This window comes from Vreelandella sulfidaeris, assembly GCF_042429665.1.
GTDB lineage: Bacteria > Pseudomonadota > Gammaproteobacteria > Pseudomonadales > Halomonadaceae > Vreelandella.
This window is the reverse complement of the sequence record NZ_JBHMAC010000010.1, coordinates 1,025,598-1,043,650: the sequence shown is the minus strand read 5'-3', so window position 1 is coordinate 1,043,650 and position 18,053 is coordinate 1,025,598. Positions and strand designations below refer to the sequence as shown.

Below are 18,053 nucleotides of genomic sequence, written 5' to 3'. Positions count from 1 at the left end.
TCGATCCACTTACTATGAGAACCGATTCAATGGCGAATAACACCACACCCCCCACGATCCTTACCTTTGGTGAAGCCATGGGCATGCTGGTAGCGGATACGCCGGGACCACTTGCAACCATCGAGCATTTTCATCGCCGCTTGGCGGGGGCCGACAACAATGTTGCCATTGGTCTATCTCGGCTGGGTTTTCAGGTGGGTTGGCTAAGCCGAGTAGGCAATGACAGCGTTGGTGAGTTTATTCGCCAGACGCTCAAGGCAGAAGGTATCGATGATCGCTATATCTATACCGACTCCCAACACCCGACCGGAATGATGTTCAAGGAGCGCGCCGAAGGTGGCGCCGACCCCAAGGTGGAGTATTTCAGACGCGGCAGCGCGGCTAGCCATTTGAGCCTCGATGACGCCGCCGACATTGATTTTAAGTCGCTGAGCCACCTGCATGCCACTGGCATTACTCCAGCACTTTCAGAAAGTGCGCTGCAGTTGACCCGCCATCTGATGCAACAGGCGCGGGCCAACGGCGTCAGCGTTTCTTTCGATCCCAATCTACGCCCCTCGCTCTGGCCCAGCGAAGGCATCATGCGTGATACGTTGAACGAACTTGCCAGCCATGCCGATTGGATATTGCCAGGGCTTTCCGAAGGGCACCTTCTCACCGGCTGCGAGTCACCCGAAGCGATTGCCGATGTCTACCTTGAGCAGGGCGCCAAGGCAGTCGTTATCAAGCTGGGGCCGGAAGGCAGCTTCTATCGCGGCACCGTTGGCGGCTCGCTGGAAAGCTTTTTAATACCCGGCCAGCCGGTTGCCAACGTGGTGGATACCGTCGGTGCAGGTGACGGCTTTGCGGTCGGCGTCATCAGTGCTTTACTGGATGGCCTCACGCCCCAGCAGGCACTTAAGCGCGGCAATCTAGTCGGCGCCCAGGCCGTGCAGGCGGTGGGCGACATGGAAGGGTTGCCCACCCGTGAGATGCTACAGGCATTTGAACGCTAACGACAAAACCAGTGAAACACTCGCCAACAGGAGGCTGCATGAAAAAGAACGTCATCGTAATGGGTCAGTTGAGTACTGCCCAGTGGTCCGAGCTTGAACAACATTTTCAACTAGTTGAACTCGCGAAACCATTGGACTTGACCCAGCCCGAGGTACGAACCGCCCTTGACGAGGCGCATGCCCTTATCGGTTCCGGCCTACCTATCACGACCGAGCTACTTGATGCCGCGCCCAAGCTTGAGGTTATCGCGACCATTTCGGTGGGCTACGACAATATCCCTGTCGATGAGCTAACCAGACGCGGCATTATGCTATGCAATACGCCCGATGTGCTCACTGAAACCACCGCCGACACCGGTTTTGCGCTGGTGATGGCGACGGCCCGTCGTGTCGTTGAACTCGCCGAGTGGGTAAAAGCAGGCCATTGGCAAGCAAGCCTTGGTCCTGACATGTTTGGCAGCGATGTGAATGGCAAGACACTGGGTATGGTGGGTTTTGGGCGTATAGGCCAGGCCGTGGCCAGACGCGGCGCACTAGGCTTTGGCATGAAGGTGCTCTATTCCAACGCTTCCCCCAAACCTGAGCTTGAAAAAGAGCTTGGCGCAGAGCGCCGTGAGCTCAACGAGCTGCTGGCAGAAGCCGATTTTGTATGCCTGACCGTGCCGCTCACCGCGGAAACCGAAAAGCTCATCGGCGCCGAGCAACTCGCACAGATGAAGACATCCGCCATCCTGATCAATATTGCCCGCGGCAAGGTGGTTGATGAAAACGCATTGATAGACGCATTGGAAAAGGGCGTTATCAAGGCCGCCGGACTGGATGTGTTCAAACAGGAACCGCTGTCAGTCTCATCGCCCCTGCTGACCATGCCCAACGTGGTCGCCCTGCCTCATATTGGGTCAGCCACTCATGAAACTCGCCAGGCAATGGCTCAGCGAGCGGTGGATAACGTTCGTTTAGCCCTTCAGGGCGAGCGGCCGATTAGCCTTGTCAACGAGGAAACATGGACATGACAGCTGAGCCCCGCCCATCGGCACCGGACTGTTTACTATTTGACTGCGATGGCACCCTGGTGGATAGCGAGATCCTCCTCGCGGAAGTGATGGGAGGCATCCTCCCTGAGTTCGGGCTACCTTTCTCGGCACACCAGTACATGCAAGAGTTTCGGGGCGTACGTTTTCATACCATTGTGCAAACGTTGGAGGACCGCTTTCAGCCATTGACTCAGGAGGCGCTTACGCAACTTGAAACAGGCATGCGAACGCGCATGGAGTCGCGCATGCGCGCTGAGCTTAAGCCTATTGCCGGTATTCCCGAAGCGCTGGAACAGTTATCCAACCATCCAAAAGCCGTCGTCTCCAACGGCCCGGAGCGCAAGATCCGCTGCGCGCTCGAAAGTACCGAGCTTGGCCACCATTTTGGCGGAAAGCTTTTCAGCGCCTACACGCTCAATGTCTGGAAACCGGACCCCGAGCTGTACCGTAAAGCCGCCGCCGCCATGGGCTACTTATCAGAAGACTGCATTGTAATCGATGACGCAGCGGTGGGCGTTGAAGCGGGGCTTGCAGCAGGCATGCGGGTGATCCACCTCAACCACTTCCCTGATGACGAGAGCACGCCTGAAGGAGCCATCGGTATTCAGCACGCCAGTGAGTTGCCGGGCGTAATAGCCCGGCTGAGCAGCCACGCCATCGCTTGATCTAACGCTCCAGGGCTAGCACAGAAAGAGCTAGCACCGCCAATAAAAAAGCCCCGCTGACGATTCAATCAGCGGGGCCATGTCGTAGCTGCACGTAGCCGCTACTCGTAGTGATTCAGCCGCCGGTTAACTGGCGCACGGCAAGCTCAACCCCGCGCAGTTCGGCAAGCCCGCGCATACGTCCGTAAAGCGGGTAGCCGGGAGCGGTTTTGCGCTGCTGGTCGTCCAGCAGTTGATGGCCGTGGTCGGGGCGCAGCGGTAGGCGCGCGCCACCCTCTTTTGCACGCCGACGCTCCTCCTCCACTAGCGCTTGAATGACACCGACCATATCCACGTTACCCGCCAGGTGCGGCGCCTCGTGAAACGAAAGAGCATCCGCTTCGCGCTGGGTGGCGCGCAGGTGAATAAAGTGAATGTGTGGCGCAAAGTGGCGTGCCATGGCGACCAGGTCATTATCCTCACGGACACCGTAAGACCCCGTACAAAAGGTAAGGCCGTTGGCAGGGCTTGGCACACAATCCACCACCCATTGCGCATCCTCGCGGGTCGAGACCACGCGGGGTAGCCCAAGCAGCGGTCGTGGCGGGTCATCAGGGTGAATGGCCATGCGAATCCCTACTTCTTCCGCCACCGGGATAACTGCGCGCAGGAAGTAGCCTAGATGTTCGCGCAGCTTGGCCGCATCTATCTCGGCGTACTCTGCCAGCACGCGGCGAAACTGCTCAAGAGTATAGTGCTCTTCGGCGCCAGGGAGCCCTGCAATCAACGTATTGATCAGCGTGTCGCGGGCGGGCTGATCAAGCGCGTCAAGATAGGTCTGCGCTGCGTCTTTTTGCGGCTGAGTATAATCATGTTCAGCCTGAGACCGCTTGAGCAGAAAAAGATCGAAAGCGGCAAATGCGGTTTGATCAAAGCGCAGCGCCAGCGCCCCGTCCGGCAGCGCGTAGGCAAGATCGGTGCGCGTCCAGTCGAGTACCGGCATGAAGTTGTAGCACACGGTATCGACACCGCAGGCCGCCAGATTGCGCAGCGTCTGGCAGTAGGTCTCAATCAGGTCGTCACGCTCGGGCAGGCCTTGCTTGATCGCCTCATGCACCGGCACGCTTTCCACCACCGACCAGCTAAGCCCGGCCGCTTCAATCATGGCCTTGCGGGCTTGAATAGCCTCGACCGACCAGACCTGATCATTGGGCACCTCATGCAACGCGGTGACGATACCGGTTGCTCCGGTCTGGCGAACTTCCTCAAGCTTGATGGCATCGTTAGGGCCAAACCAGCGCCAGGTATGCTCCATAACTCCCCCTACTGTGCGTGGTTTAGCACCGTTAACGCGCCGCTCAACCCGTCTTGCACGAGTGTCTGGTATGCTGTCAGCACCGACTGAGCAAATTCCTCATCCTCTGCCAGCGTGCTGGGTACAACATCGTCCATGGTTAAAAAGGCCATCACCAGAGTAGCGCTATCCTCGCCATGGGTGGCATGTAAGGCAGCAAAGCGGGCCGCCAGCGGGTCATCCACCGGGTATTGATTGCCCTGCAGGTCTTCACCAGCGGTATAGCGAATCCAGGCAGCCATGCCCAGCGCCGTGCAGGGTGATACCTGTCCTTCATGGGCACGCTCAAGCGCGCCGCTCAACCAGCGCTGAGGTAACTTCTGACTACCGTCCATGGCGATTTGCTGCAGGCGATGCCGTAAGCTGTCGTTGGCAAAGCGTGCCAACAGCGCATCGGCATAGTCGGCTAAATCAATGGTGTCGGGCATCACCAGGGAAGGCGCGGCCTCCTCAAGCATGTAACGACGCACCGTGGCGCGAAGCTCCGGGTGGTTAATACCGTCAAATACCGTCTCGATACCGGCTAACGCCCCCAGGTAGGCAAGCAGTGAATGGCTACCGTTGAGCATGCGTAGCTTCATGGTTTCAAACGGCGCCACATCGGCCACCATTTCAACACCTTCAGCTTCCCAAGCAGGACGTCCAGCGGGGAAATGATCTTCTACCACCCACTGGCTGAACGCTTCAGATATCACCGCGTTCGGGTCAGCAGCGCCCAAGGCAGACAGGCGCTCAAAGTCGGCATCGGTCATGGCAGGCACAATGCGATCCACCATGCTGCAGGGGAACGCCACGTGCTCGGCAATCCAGCTAGCCAACGCAATGTCACGCTGCTCTGCCAGCTGTATTACCGCTTGGCGTGTGCGCTTGCCGTTATCCGGCATGTTGTCACAAGAGAGTACGGTAAACGGGGCAATGCCAGCCTGATGGCGCCGTGCTAACGCCTCCACCAGTAGCCCCGGCGCGGTGCGCGGCTCGCTGGGTGAGGCGACATCTCCGGCTATCATAGGGTCGTCGAGTCGTAGTTCGCCGCAGGCTGGGTTCAGAAAGTAACCTTTTTCGGTCACGGTCAAGGTCACGATACGCGTACTTGGCGCCGCCAGACGAGCTAGCAGCGCCTCCCTATCCCGCCCCCAGTTATCGGAAGCGTCGCGACCTGAAAAAAGGGTTTCTTGAATCACGCCTATTTCGCGCAGGGTAAGTGTTTCACTATCGGCATATTCCGCCACCTGGTAGCGGTAACCAGCCTTTTGCAGACTATCCACCAGATCGACGCTAGAGCGAAGATTGGCGCTGCACACGCCCCACTGACCATCGCCACTACGTTGACGATAGCGCTCTAAATAGACGGCTTGATGGGCTCGATGAAAGGCGCCCAAACCCAAGTGAACGATGCCAATGTTGCCGCTTTGTGGCATTGCCTCGATACGTTGCACAGTCATACCTAATTACTCCCCATCAACAAATTGGGCAGCCACAGCGAGATGGCCGGTACGTAAGTCACCAGTAGCAATACCGCCAGGTTACAGAGCAAGAACGGAACAATCGCTTTGGCGACCGACAGCATGGGTAATTTACCAATGCCTGCCACCACAAACAGACATACCCCGACCGGGGGCGTGGTCAAGCCAATCATCAAATTCAATACGGCAATGACGGCAAAATGGACCGGATCGACGCCTACACCAGTGGCAACCCCAACTAATGCAGGGAACAGAATGATCAGCGCGGCAATGGTTTCCATGAACGCGCCGACAAACAGCAGAATCAAGTTGAGAATCAGCAACACGATGAGCGGATTCTCGCTGATGGAAAGAATCAGCGTAGCGATCATCTGGGGGATCTGCTCGCTGGTGAGTATCCAGCCAAACAGGTTAGCCATGCCCACCATCAGCAGCAGGGCCGAGGAGGTCAAGACCGTGTCAGTCAAAATCGCCGGAAGCTTTTTCCAAGTCAGTCCCTTATACACATACATGCCCACTACCAAGGCATAAAGGCAGGCGACGATAGAGGCTTCGGTGGGCGTAAAGAAGCCACCAATAATGCCGTAGAGAATAATCACGGTCATCAACAACGCCCAAAACGCCGTTTTTGCTTCACGCAGTAACTGCAGGAAAGGAACACGTTTCTCTTTAGGGTAGCCGCGACGAACGGCCAGGACATAGACCGTGATCATCATGGCAAGCCCCATCAGCAAACCGGGAACCGCGCCTGCCAGGAACATGCGTCCGACAGAAATACCGCTTAGAGAGCCCGCGATGATCATCGGCACGCTGGGGGGAATGATCGGCCCTACCGTCGATGAGGCAGCAGTCACCGCAGCGGCAAACGGCTTGTCGTAGCCCGAGCGTGCCATGCCGGGAATCATTACCGAGCCGATACTGGCTGAGTCGGCCACGGCGGTACCTGAAATACCGCCAAAGATCATTGACCCAGCCACATTGGCCAACCCAAGTCCGCCACGGATATGCCCGAGCAGAGCATTGGAAAAACGTACGATATACTCAGTGATATTGCCCACGTTCATCAGGTTGCCAGCCAGCACAAACCCCGGTATGCAGAGCAGCACAAACGTGTCGATCCCCGCATACATACGCTGCGGCACGATGGTCAGCGAAATGCCCTCCATGAGCAGATAAGACATTGAAGCAATACCGAGCGCGAACGCGATGGGCATGCCCACCAACAGCAGGATCACGAAAACACTAAACAGAATGATAACTTCCATGCTTACGACTCCTGAAGGGAGGCTGAAGACCGACACATTGCGATCAGCCCCTCAACGCATCCCAACACGCTATAGACAAGCAGCAGCGCAAAGGTGATGACGGTTGAGAAGAAGATATACAGCATAGGGACACGTAGCGTGGGCGACGTTTGCCAAGTGCCGTTTTGCGCATATTGCCAAGCGTAAGGCAGCACCAAAAAAGCAAACACAGCGATCAACAGGCAAATTAACACCTGAAACGCCGCTCTCATGCGCAGCCCCAACTGGTGATGAAAAAGCTCAACGCTAATATTACGATGCTGGCGCAACACCACGCCGACGGATAATGCCACCATATAAATAAACAAGTAGCGTGAGAGTTCTTCGGTCCAGGCAATGGAAAACGGCAAGAATAGTCGCTAACACACCTGAAGCAATACCGTTACCGCAATGGCAATTAACGCCAACACCGCCAGGGTAAGAAAACAGGTATCCACCCAGCCAATCATGCGCCCAATGGGGCCTTGTAGCCGAGGCACCGCCGACATTGAATCCAGACTCTCTAACGCTTTGTTTTCGGGCGCTGTTTGATCCGAGTTCATAAACCTATCCTCAAGGACAAGCTGCTTTTGCAGATAGAAGATGGGCTGGCGCAATGCCAGCCCATCGTCACATTACCAACACTTTTACAGGTCTTGGATAGCATCAAAGAGTTCACGCTGCTCAGGCGTCAACGCATCAATAACGGCAGGACGCGCCTTCTCAGCAAACGCATCAACATCAACCTCCACGAACTCCATACCACGTTCCTGAAGCGCCTCTACTAGACGAGCCTGGTCTTCTACAAATAGTTCAGACTCATAAGCCTGCATTGTCTTGGCGGCATCACGGACCACTTGCTGAAGCTCTTCAGGCATTGCTTCAAGTTGATTGCGCCCTATCACGACATAAATCCAGCTACGTACATGGCCGGTCATGTTGACGTAATCCTGCACCTCATTGAAGCTGGCACTTTCAATCAAGCTGAGCGGGTTTTCCTGACCTTCCAGGGTATTTTGCTGAAGTGCGGTAAATACTTCGCTAAAAGCCATCGGCGTAGGACGTGCGCCCAGTGCTTGCCATGTGTCTACAAAAAGCGGCACGTTGGGGACACGAAGGCGTAGGCCATCAAGCTCATCCGGGTTACGGATGGGACGGTTAGAGGTCAACTCGCGAGGACCGCGCTCGAACCAGGCCAACGGGACCAGATTGGTACGCTCGGTGATCTGCGCTTCAATATCGGCACCGATCTCGCCACTGACCGCCGCGTGCAAATGCTCGGAGTCGCGGAACGCATATGGCACCGCCATCATGGCCGCCTTGGGCGCCCAGTTCTGCAGGCTTTCACCCGTGATCGTCATATCCGCCGTACCCAGTTGGATGCTGTTGATCACATCCATCTCATTACCCAACTGCTCACTGGGATAGAGGCGTACTTCGATTTGCCCGTCGGAGTTGGCTTCGACTTCTTCTTTAAATTTCTCCGCAGCCTGATGCCAAATATTTTGCTCATTGGCCAAGTGGCCAAAGCGCAAGGTGTAATCTGCCGCCATTAGTGAATGGCTGCCTAATATCGCGGCGCCGATCACTGCACTTGTTAAAAGTCGTTTGATCATTTTCTCTCTCCTGCACACTGATTTTGTAGGTTGTTAATTGCGCGTGGTGGCGTGTTTACCCTCATGCGCCGACGTTAATCAGCACCTTTCGGGCTTCTTCTGGTCGGTGATCAAGCATGTCGATGGCACTGGGCATCTCGCTTAGCGATAGCCGGTGGCTGACCAAGGCCAAGGGGTCCAACTGGCCACTGGCCATGAGCTTGAACACCTCCGGAAATTTGCGATTATTAAGACGCGAACCCACCAGGGTCAGCTCTTTCTTGATCACCTCTAACTGGACAAGATCACTGGGCTGAACGCTAAAACCCAGCAGACCGATACGACCCGCGGGCGACGCTAAACGCAGCATTTGCGGCAAAAGCGCTGGTATGCAGGCCGCATCAGCGATCAGTGGCACGCCCTCCCCCTGGGTCAAGGCAAGCACTTCCTTTTCTACATCTTGCTCATGACTATTGAAGACGTGCGTTGCGCCAAGCTCTTTCGCTACCGCTAGTCGCTCGTTAATCACGTCCGTAACGATCACATCGTTGATGCCCAGTGCGCGGGCCATCTGCAGGATGGTCATGCCAATCACGCCGGCACCCAGGATCATCAGCCGATCTCCCGGGTGTGGCTGCATACGGTCGAGGACGTTGGCGGCAATGGTATAGGGCTCTACAAGAGCAGCGGCGTCTAGCCCAATATGGTCAGGCAGGCGATGAACATTGGCCGCGGGAACGGCGACAAACTCTTCAAAGCCACCGTTTCTATGCACGCCAATGACTTCAAGTGAACTACATACGTTTGGACGTCCAATACGGCAGGGATAACACTCGCCACAGCTGATCACGGGATCCACACAGACGCGATCACCGACAGCAACGCTCTGGGCTTTCTCGCCCACTGCCTCAACGACCCCCGCAAACTCGTGACCAGTAATACGTGGAAAACGCACAAAGGCATTATCGCCATGGATAATATGCATATCCGAGCCGCAGATGCCGGCAAACGCGACGCGTACCAACACTTCTCCGGCAGCTGCGGTGGGAGCCTCCACATCGGCAACCTGATAGTCGTGCGGGGCGTTAACCTGAAATGCTTTCATGGATATCGTTCTCCTTTACCAGTGCCACAAGGTGCCATCTTCCAGCCGGTTAACCGGCAGGCTGGCACGCTTATAGGGATATTGCTTGGCTAATTCTTCGTCGATATCGACGCCATGCCCTGGGCTTTCACCTACAATAAAATGGCCATCTTCAAAGCGGTAATCGTGGGGGAATACCTCGTTGGTGGCGCTGGTATGCGGCATGTATTCCTGAATGCCGAAATTGGGCACCCATGTATCAAAATGAATAGCCGACCCCAAACAAACCGGTGAAAGATCCGTTGGCCCATGGAAACCGGTGCGCACGTGATAAAGGCCTGCCAAATCAGCGAGTCGACGTACATGCGTAATACCGCCAGCGTGGGTGAGGGTCGCCCGGATATAATCAATCCACTGATTCTCGATCAGTGTCTTGGCGTCAAACAGGCTGTTGAACACTTCGCCTACGGCCAGTGGTGTGGTGGTATGTTGCCTGATGAGGCCAAAGCTCTCCTGGTTTTCCGCCGGTACGCAGTCTTCCAGCCAGAACAGGTGGTAGGGCTCCACTTCCTTGCCCAGACGCGCAGCTTCGATAGGCGTCAGGCGATGGTGAACATCGTGCAGGATATGCAGGTCGTCACCGAAGCGTTCACGCACGGCGGCAAACAGTTTAGGCACGTGGTTCAGGTATTTGGTCGTGCTCCATACGTGCTCGGCGGGCAGGTCGGCATCGGCCGGCTCGTAGGGTTCGCCATCCTTTTTGGCTACCCCGTAAATGCTGGCAATGCCCGGCACGCCCGCTTGAACGCGTACCGCTTTATAACCTTCGTCAACATGGCGGGCCACTTCTTCAAGACACGCGTCAATATCACGCCCTGTCGCATGGCCATACACCATGACCCGATCCCGGCTTTTGCCACCCAGTAGCTGATACAAAGGCATGCCTGCAAGCTTGGCCTTGATATCCCAAAGCGCCATATCAACAGCCGCAATCGCGCTCATGGTGACCGGCCCACGGCGCCAATAGGCACCCCGGTAAAGATAGTGCCAGATATCTTCGATACGCTGGGGGTCACGACCAATCAACGCGGGTATGACATGCTCTTCAAGATAGGCCACAACCGCCATTTCACGCCCATTCAAGGTTGCATCACCAATGCCATACACACCCTGATCAGTGACGATTTTCAACGTCACGAAATTACGACCCGGCGAGGTCACAATGGTATAGGCCTGTTCGATTTTCATTAAACCGTCTCCTGCATCAGCGCTGGGGTATCTTGTTCTGCGAATGATTGGTCTTCCTGGCCTTCGAACAGAGTAGGGAAGCGACGAACCAGATCGGGCATGGAGACCAGTATCTCGCGAAGGTGTAGACGCATTGCTTGCTCAGCTTGAGAGGCGTTTCGCGCCTCAATGGCAGCGATAATGCTAGCGTGTTGGTCAACCAGGCGCGCCAGCGGGGTGCTATCGGGAACACTGAGATAGCGCACGCGATCAAGCTGGGCACGAACCTCCTCAATTACTTTCCAGGCCGCCTGCTGATTGACCCCAAGCGATAGCGTGCGATGGAACTCTTCATCAAGGCGATAAAAGCGATCGTGATCATTAGGTTCGATACAGCGACGCTGACGTTCCAAAAGGTCATACAAGTCAGTCATCGTGGCTTGGTCCAACCCTTTTTCAGCGGCGAGAGTGACGACCGCCACTTCAACTGCCTCACGTACAAAGCGAGCCTCAAGCACTGCCTGCTGAAATATTTTCACCACGTAGGTGCCACGCTGCGGCTTAACTTCCACCAGTCCTGCCTCAGAGAGCCTTATAAAGGCTTCTCTTACCGGCTGGCGGCTGACCGAAAACGTCTCAGCAATTTCTTTTTCTGACAGCGCCTGCCCCGGCGCCAACACCATTTGAATAATCGACTGCCTCAGCACTTGAAATAACCGCTGGCGAACCGAGTCGCTGTCACTGGTTTCCTGCCATAGCATCTTTAAGGTTGTCGTCATAACACCTCTATTCGGGTAGGCGCCCGTATCGAACGGCCACCACAACTGATACAACTAGTATGGTAGTTATCGACAAGCAGAGAAACCCTTTAACGGTTATACTTTGGTCGCCTAAACACGCGATTTGTCATACTTTTTGGTTTTCTTTCAGGAGAGTACGTCTATAAAGATGCTGTTGATCCCGTAGTAGGGTAATTTAGCTAGGCCTCATCACGTAGGAGGTTTTTGTGAGCAGCCAAAAAGGTAAGCAAGCGCTATTATTGAGCCCATAGGTACGCACTATTTAATGTCTCAGCGATGCTTTAAATAGTTTTATCGTGCTGAAAAATAACGTTTATAGGTAAGAAACAAGACATCGACTCAGGGTATTGAGTATCCGTCATGTCGTGTGGCGTGATTCATAGCAAGGATTGATATCCCTTTTAACGCCTTGGCGCGCTATGATGGCTTAATACAAACGACTGATTGATGTCATTGCTGATAGATCGTCAAGCGCAAGGGAAGCCTGACGGCTGTTGGGAATTAGCCACTATGAGTAAGGAGAGAGGAATGCAGGTCATCCAGGTACAAGATAACTCTAAAGACCTGGTCTTATCGACTGAGTTACCCCCTTTTTTGGTAGCCGATTTACTCCAGTGCCCCAACCTGCCTACTCTTCCTTCAGTCGCGATCAATATTTTGAATATAGCGCGTACCGACTCGCCCTCGGTTAACGACTATGCAAATGCCATTGAGCGTGATCCCGCCTTAACCATGCGGATCATCGCGTTGGCAAACAGTGCCTTTTTCTCAAGAACCCATCTAAAAGTAAAAGCTTGCCAGGAAGCCACTGCCAGACTGGGGTTAGATACCACGCTAGCAGCGGTGATGAGCTTTAGCCTGCTAGAAAACAAAGGCGTTGATGCTCATTACCAGCATGTCTGGATGCGGTCGATTATTGCTTCGCTAGCAGCACGCCACTTGGCCATTCATCTTTGCCCTGATAAGACCGGACCTGTATTCACGGCAGCCCTACTCCAGGACATAGGCATTTTAGCCCTGCGCGCAACCTATCCTTCTGAAAGCGCAGCGCTATATGCGGAATCGCCTATTTCTCATCGTCAGCTATCGGAGTCAGAACAACAGCTATTTGGCTGTGACCACTCCCAGGTAGGCGCGTGGCTGGCTGCAAAATGGGGAGTACCAACACCTCTCGCACAACGTATTTGCGATAGTCATGGTGATTATAATATTTCCACACCGGACATGTTGTGTATTCAGCTCTCTGGCCCGATCGCGGATGCCTGGCTATCGTCGCACCCGGCACAGTCGCTGGTTTCCGTAATCCGAGAGTTTGAAACCCAAGAAGGCGCTCATAAAATCTCGTTACGCCAGTTATTAGAAAATATTCAGGAACAGCTGCCAGCGTTAGCCGATATGCTGCGAATGGCTGCGCCGCCTGTACAAGACAACGAATCATTGCTTGCTGAGGCACAACAAATTCTGTTTCGGCAAACGTTACTATTGACGGCACGCCTTGATACCCAACAGGCTGAACTAGCCTCGTTACGTAAACGCCAAGAAGACCTGGAGGAGCGCTCACGCACCGATGCGCTCACGGGCTTAGCGAACCGAGACTGGCTTGAAGAGCAGCTACAAGAACACTTTGTCATTTGCCAAGAGCAGGCTCGTATCATGTCGGTGGTATTTATCGACCTGGACCACTTCAAAAAGCTGAACGACAAATATGGCCACCCAAAAGGTGACCAGGTGCTAAAAAAATTCGGCAAAACGCTGCAGTCGTTAATCCGCGAAGGAGACCTTGCTGGTCGATGGGGCGGAGAAGAATTCGTTATCATTCTGCCCGAAGAGAACGCCATGGCAGCTCAGGTATTTGCTAACAGAGTCGCCCAGCGGTTAGAAAAAACACCTATGGCTTATGCTGAGCTGGATCCCATCCACGTGACTGTCTCTATCGGTATCGCCTGTTTAGATGACGGCGGTTTTAACAGCGCCAATGAGCTGATCGACGCAGCTGATAAATGCATGTATTTCATCAAACGCTCGGGGCGCGGCGGCATAGCGGTTTATGGTGAACGCGGCATCACCAATATGCCTTTTCAGGACTAGCTTATGTGTTGACTGCTAACGCCCCCTCAGTAATCAGGGCAGCCCATGTTGCAACTTCATCAAGTACATAAAACCTATTCAACGCCGCAAGGCCCGCTGAGGGTACTCAACGATATTTCGCTGCATCTGGAAGCGGGACAGAGCCTGGCACTCATGGGTGAATCCGGAAGCGGCAAATCCACCCTCCTACACCTAGCCGCCGGCTTGGATCAGCCCGATCAAGGGAAGGTTATTCTCGCCGGAGAAAATATAGCCACCTTTGCTGAGTCCAGGCGCGCCAAGCTGCGCCGTGAACAAATAGGACTTGTTTTTCAGCAATTCTACTTAGTTCCCAGCCTTACGCTTATCGATAACCTGCGTTTGCAGGCACGCCTGGCCCAACAAGAGGATGCCGAGTGGACAGCCCACTTAATTGAGCGGCTCGGCCTTAGCGGTTTGGAAAAACGTTACCCCGAACAGCTCTCTGGTGGGCAACAGCAGCGCTTGGCCATTGGCCGCGCCTTAGCGCCTCGCCCCGCGTTGCTACTGGCTGACGAACCTACGGGTAACTTAGATGAAGCCACTGCGAATACCGTTCTGACGCTGTTATTGAGCTTGGTACGTGAAACCCAATGTGCCTTACTTGTCGTTACCCACAGCCCTCAGGTTGCTGCTCCACTGGACCGCTGTCTGCGTTTACGCCACGGCCAGTTGGCTAGCGTTACGTCATGGTGACCCGAATGCCGTCAATGTTCATGGTGTTAACGACGCTGCTTGCCCACTATCGGCGTCACCCAGGCCAGCTTGTCATGTTATTGCTCGGCCTGTGGGTAGCCAGTGCGTTATGGAGCGGCATCCAGGCTATCAACGCGACGGCTCGCGACAGCTATGCCCGCGCCGACGCCCTGTTTGAAATCCAGTTGGATCAGCTTGAGCGACGTGATGGCATGCCCCTAACCCACGCCGATTATGTCACCCTTCGCCAAGCAGGCTTGCTTGTTTCTCCGCTATTAGAAGGCGAGCTCATTACCAAGAATGGCACCCGGCTTACGCTTATCGGCATAGACCCGCTGACGCAGCCCAGCAGTAATGCGTTATCCCAATCAGGAAGCTCAGCCTCGTTTAGTGCGTTTTTAACGCCCCCTTGGCAAACCCGCATAGCCCCTGATGCCCTGACAGCCCTGAACCTTGAACGAGCCAGCGCCCCAGGGGCTACGCCAGCGCTTGCGAACGGTAAAGTACTTCCTCCGCTTGTCATAGCCCCCACACTACCGCCTGATACGTTGATCACGGACATTGCCGCCGCGGCGCGGTTACTCGAAAGCGGCGACACCATCTCTAGGCTTGTCAGCGCACCCGGCAGTCTGACTAATGCTCCTGACGGTTTTACGCTCACGCGCGCCAGCCAGATAGCCTCGCCTAACCAACTAACCGAAAGCTTTCATTTAAACCTCACCGCGCTGGGCCTGCTCGCATGGGTGGTGGGATTATTTATTGTTCAGGCAGCGCTAGGGCTAGCACTAGAGCAACGCCTGGGTACGTTGCGCACGTTGCGCGTGTTGGGAGTATCAGGTCGCAGCCTGGTAATAGCGTTAAGCGTAGAGTTACTTCTGCTCGGCATTATCGGGGCACTTGCCGGTATTGCCAGAGGCGTATGGCTGGCGCGCTGGCTTCTCCCGGATGTCGCGGCAACGTTAGGCTCGCTTTACGGTGCCGGCATTGGTCAGGAACTTAACCTACCCTGGCATTACTGGGTCGGTGGACTAGCCTTCACGCTGGGCGGGCTATTACTGGCAGGCAGCGGCGTATTATGGCGCGCGGCGCGCTTGAACCTGCTGGAGTTAGGGCAAATGCAGGCATGGCGCAGCGGTTACCGGCGCCAGCTAACGCTTATGAGTATGGCTGGGGCCATCGCCCTCAGTGCTGCACTATGTTTATACGGATGGCTATATTACCAGCCCCCCGGAGAAGGATTAGTGGCAGGCTTTGGATTGATTGCCTCGCTGCTGTTGGCCAGCGCACTTTGGCTGCCGCCCTTATTGGCTCTGGTGCTTAACGGACTAACTCACTTGGCTCGTCGTCAGGTGCTTGTTCACTGGGCGTTGGCGGATATGCAGCTTCAGTTACCCAGGTTATCGCTGGCCATGATGGCCCTATTGATAGCACTTGCCACCAACCTTGGCGTGGGCAGCATGGTCGGTGGCTTTCGACTTACATTTTTAGACTGGCTTGATCAACGCTTGGTCGCCCCGCTCTATTTAAACGCTCCCGCTGAGCAGTATGACGATATTGACGCCTGGCTGGCTGATCGCCCCGAGGTGGCTGAACGTCTGCTCACCAGACGCAGCGAGGCAACGCTTCAGTCGATCATTACCAATGAAGGCAACCGTGCCATAGGCACAGCTATCGAGCTTTACGGGATTACCCCAGGCGAATCGTTAACGCCGCACTGGCCCTTGCTGGCATCTCAAAACACCCGCGAGGCTGCCTGGGCGGCTTTTGCCAGTGGGGCAGTGTATATCAATGAACAGCTAGCCACAGCGGAGCGTCTTGCTCCTGGTGACCGACTGGTCCTGCGTGCACCGGGCGCTAATGAAACGTTAACCATCGCCGCTATTTATCCCGACTACGGCAATCCCAATGGTCAGGTGCTAATGGCGTCGCCTCAGCTTGCCACGCGTTTCGATGCTCCGCCTGGCTCGATGGGCATAGTGCTGCACGATAACGCCGACGTAGAGGCATTACGTGGCACCCTCACCAATCGTTTTGAGCTGGGCGGCGACGCACTAAGAGATCAACGCGAGATTAAACGTATCGCCACTGACATTTTTGAGCGCACCTTTACCATTACTCGTGCGCTTAATGTACTAACCCTGGCAGTCGCTGCACTGGCGCTGGTGGCCAGCCTGTTAACCCAGGCACGGGGGCGACGTCAACAGCTAGCTCCGCTGTGGGCATTAGGGGTTCCCCGTGCCCGGCTTGCGCAACTTAATCTTGCCCAATTAGGTGGTATAGCCCTCATGACAGGCCTGTTAGCGGTGCCGCTGGGCATTGCGATAACCTGGGGACTCGTCGCCATTATTAATGTGGCCGCGTTCGGCTGGCGACTGCCGCTTTATCTGTTTCCATCGGAAATGGCCATTACCTTAAGCACCGCCGTTGGTGTAGCGCTGCTGGCAGCAGCGCTACCCACTCTGCGTTTTTGGCGCGCCTCACCGCGTACATTACTGGCGGAAGAGGCCCCTCAATGAACGTGCAATTATTTTCACCAACCATGGTTCTGCAATCCACGGTGTTGCGGGCCATCGCTATACTCGTCATAGCGCTGCTGACTCTCCATGGCTGTAACGCTGACGATCAAGCATCGCCCCCTAACGCTGGCTTTGCCGGTTTGGGTCAGGACGCGGACGGATTTCAACACGCCAGTCCGCGTCAATCACTTAACTTGCCAAAAGACTTTCCACAAGCACATGCCGCTCACCCGGACTACCGCATTGAATGGTGGTATTTAACAGCCAACCTTGAAGATGCCTCTGGAGAGTCGCTCGGCCTGCAATGGACGCTATTTCGTCAGGCGTTAATGCCACCCAACGAACGCCCTGCCCCCACACCGTGGTCGGCGGATCAGCTGTGGATGGCCCATATGGCGATCTCCCAAGGTGAACAGCACAAAGTAGCCGAGCGCTTCGGGCGCAGCCACTCGCAGGCTCCGCTACTCGCTTCTCAGGGCAGCCAAGCAGGGGTTATCGCAAGCCCGTTTCACGCCTGGCTGGATGACTGGCAACTGAAAGCCAACCAAGAAGCCGCTAGCACTGATTTCAACCATCTTGCGCTCACCGCCTACAGCGGCGAAGGCGAGTCGCGGTTTGGTTACTCATTAACGCTCACCGCCAAAGGGCCATTGGTGCTGCACGGCGAACAAGGCTTTAGTCAGAAGGCCGCCAATGGTCAAGGCTCGATGTACTACAGCCAACCCTTTTGGCAGATTGACGGCGACGTGACGATTAACGGTGAAACCAAAACGGTCAGCGGTCGCGGCTGGCTGGACCGTGAGTGGAGTAGCCAACTGCTCGATGCTCGCCAATCTGGCTGGGACTGGCTCTCGATTCATCTTGATGATGGCCATAAGCTGATGGTATTTCAGCTTCGGGGCGGCGGCGATAGCGGTACCGCATCCAACGAGCCAGCCGCCGACTATCGCTCCGGCACCTGGATAACGCCTCAAGGCGACACCACCCCTTTAACTAACAGCGACATCACCCTGACACCGCTGACCACCACTCCTGTAGCGGGCCGCGACATCCCCACTCGCTGGCGTCTGGAAGTGCCGTCAGTCGATGTGGATGTCAGCGTCGAAGCGCCCTACGCCAACCGCTGGATGACCACCAGCGTGCCTTACTGGGAGGGCGAGGTGGTGGTTAATGATCACTCAAACGGTGAAGTGCTGGGGGAAGGATATTTGGAAATGACAGGCTATTGACGAACGAAAACGCGACAACTGCACGTT

General features: G+C 55.5%; 16 protein-coding genes. 7 read left to right on the top strand and 9 right to left on the bottom strand.

What is annotated here, in order from left to right:
- Positions 1-29 precede the first annotated feature (29 nt).
- From ACFFLD_RS09685 to ACFFLD_RS09675, 3 genes are read left to right on the top strand one after another with little or no spacing between them, the layout of a single operon-like run.
- The gene (locus tag ACFFLD_RS09685) at positions 30-995 is read left to right on the top strand and encodes a sugar kinase (RefSeq protein ID WP_386039555.1); all 966 of its coding nucleotides are present in this window, start codon (positions 30-32) and stop codon (positions 993-995) included.
- Positions 996-1,033: 38 nt separating this feature from the next.
- On the top strand, positions 1,034-2,008 hold the full coding sequence (locus tag ACFFLD_RS09680) for a 2-hydroxyacid dehydrogenase (protein WP_386039553.1): 975 nt from the start codon (positions 1,034-1,036) through the stop codon (positions 2,006-2,008).
- The gene (locus ACFFLD_RS09675) at positions 2,005-2,694 is read left to right on the top strand and encodes an HAD-IA family hydrolase (RefSeq protein WP_386039552.1); all 690 of its coding nucleotides are present in this window, start codon (positions 2,005-2,007) and stop codon (positions 2,692-2,694) included. Before ACFFLD_RS09680 ends, ACFFLD_RS09675 begins: the two co-directional genes overlap by 4 nt.
- Positions 2,695-2,809: 115 nt before the next feature.
- Here the strand turns inward: ACFFLD_RS09675 and uxuA are convergent, their stop codons facing one another.
- From uxuA to ACFFLD_RS09630, 9 genes are all read right to left on the bottom strand, one after another.
- Positions 2,810-3,988, bottom strand: a complete 1,179-nt coding sequence (uxuA, locus tag ACFFLD_RS09670) for a mannonate dehydratase (protein WP_386039550.1) — start codon at positions 3,986-3,988, stop codon at positions 2,810-2,812.
- An 8-nt stretch (positions 3,989-3,996) separates the two neighbouring features.
- The gene (locus ACFFLD_RS09665) at positions 3,997-5,469 is read right to left on the bottom strand and encodes a mannitol dehydrogenase family protein (RefSeq protein WP_386039548.1); all 1,473 of its coding nucleotides are present in this window, start codon (positions 5,467-5,469) and stop codon (positions 3,997-3,999) included.
- A gap of 2 nt (positions 5,470-5,471) precedes the next feature.
- On the bottom strand, positions 5,472-6,755 hold the full coding sequence (locus tag ACFFLD_RS09660; RefSeq protein WP_386039546.1) for a TRAP transporter large permease: 1,284 nt from the start codon (positions 6,753-6,755) through the stop codon (positions 5,472-5,474).
- A gap of 2 nt (positions 6,756-6,757) precedes the next feature.
- A complete protein-coding gene (locus tag ACFFLD_RS09655) occupies positions 6,758-7,144 on the bottom strand; it encodes a TRAP transporter small permease (RefSeq protein WP_386039544.1) in 387 nt (128 codons plus the stop codon).
- Between the two features lie 9 nt (positions 7,145-7,153).
- Complete coding sequence (locus ACFFLD_RS09650) at positions 7,154-7,336, bottom strand: hypothetical protein (RefSeq protein ID WP_386039542.1); 183 nt, start codon at positions 7,334-7,336, stop codon at positions 7,154-7,156.
- Between the two features lie 84 nt (positions 7,337-7,420).
- Positions 7,421-8,389 (bottom strand): TRAP transporter substrate-binding protein, encoded by a 969-nt coding sequence (locus ACFFLD_RS09645; protein ID WP_386039540.1) that lies wholly within the window; start codon positions 8,387-8,389, stop codon positions 7,421-7,423.
- 61 nt (positions 8,390-8,450) lie between these two features.
- On the bottom strand, positions 8,451-9,473 hold the full coding sequence (locus ACFFLD_RS09640) for a Zn-dependent oxidoreductase (protein ID WP_386039538.1): 1,023 nt from the start codon (positions 9,471-9,473) through the stop codon (positions 8,451-8,453).
- A gap of 15 nt (positions 9,474-9,488) precedes the next feature.
- Positions 9,489-10,700: a D-mannonate dehydratase ManD gene (manD, locus tag ACFFLD_RS09635; protein WP_386039536.1), complete on the bottom strand. Its 1,212-nt coding sequence runs from the start codon at positions 10,698-10,700 to the stop codon at positions 9,489-9,491.
- On the bottom strand, positions 10,700-11,458 hold the full coding sequence (locus tag ACFFLD_RS09630; RefSeq protein WP_386039534.1) for a GntR family transcriptional regulator: 759 nt from the start codon (positions 11,456-11,458) through the stop codon (positions 10,700-10,702). The genes manD and ACFFLD_RS09630 overlap by 1 nt, the downstream gene beginning before the upstream one ends.
- Positions 11,459-12,007: 549 nt before the next feature.
- On the opposite strand from ACFFLD_RS09630, the gene ACFFLD_RS09625 reads away from it, so the two are divergent.
- Genes ACFFLD_RS09625 through ACFFLD_RS09610 form a run of 4 tightly spaced genes read left to right on the top strand, consistent with a single transcriptional unit; the run spans position 12,008 to position 18,026 of the window.
- Positions 12,008-13,567: a sensor domain-containing diguanylate cyclase gene (locus tag ACFFLD_RS09625; protein ID WP_386039532.1), complete on the top strand. Its 1,560-nt coding sequence runs from the start codon at positions 12,008-12,010 to the stop codon at positions 13,565-13,567.
- A 45-nt stretch (positions 13,568-13,612) separates the two neighbouring features.
- Complete coding sequence (locus ACFFLD_RS09620) at positions 13,613-14,281, top strand: ABC transporter ATP-binding protein (RefSeq protein WP_386039530.1); 669 nt, start codon at positions 13,613-13,615, stop codon at positions 14,279-14,281.
- Positions 14,282-14,286: 5 nt separating this feature from the next.
- Entirely contained in the window at positions 14,287-16,797 is a 2,511-nt protein-coding gene (locus ACFFLD_RS09615) for an FtsX-like permease family protein (protein WP_386039528.1), read from the top strand.
- Positions 16,794-18,026, top strand: coding sequence for a lipocalin-like domain-containing protein (locus tag ACFFLD_RS09610; RefSeq protein WP_446753355.1), 1,233 nt, complete (start codon positions 16,794-16,796; stop codon positions 18,024-18,026). The genes ACFFLD_RS09615 and ACFFLD_RS09610 overlap by 4 nt, the downstream gene beginning before the upstream one ends.
- Positions 18,027-18,053 lie beyond the last annotated feature (27 nt).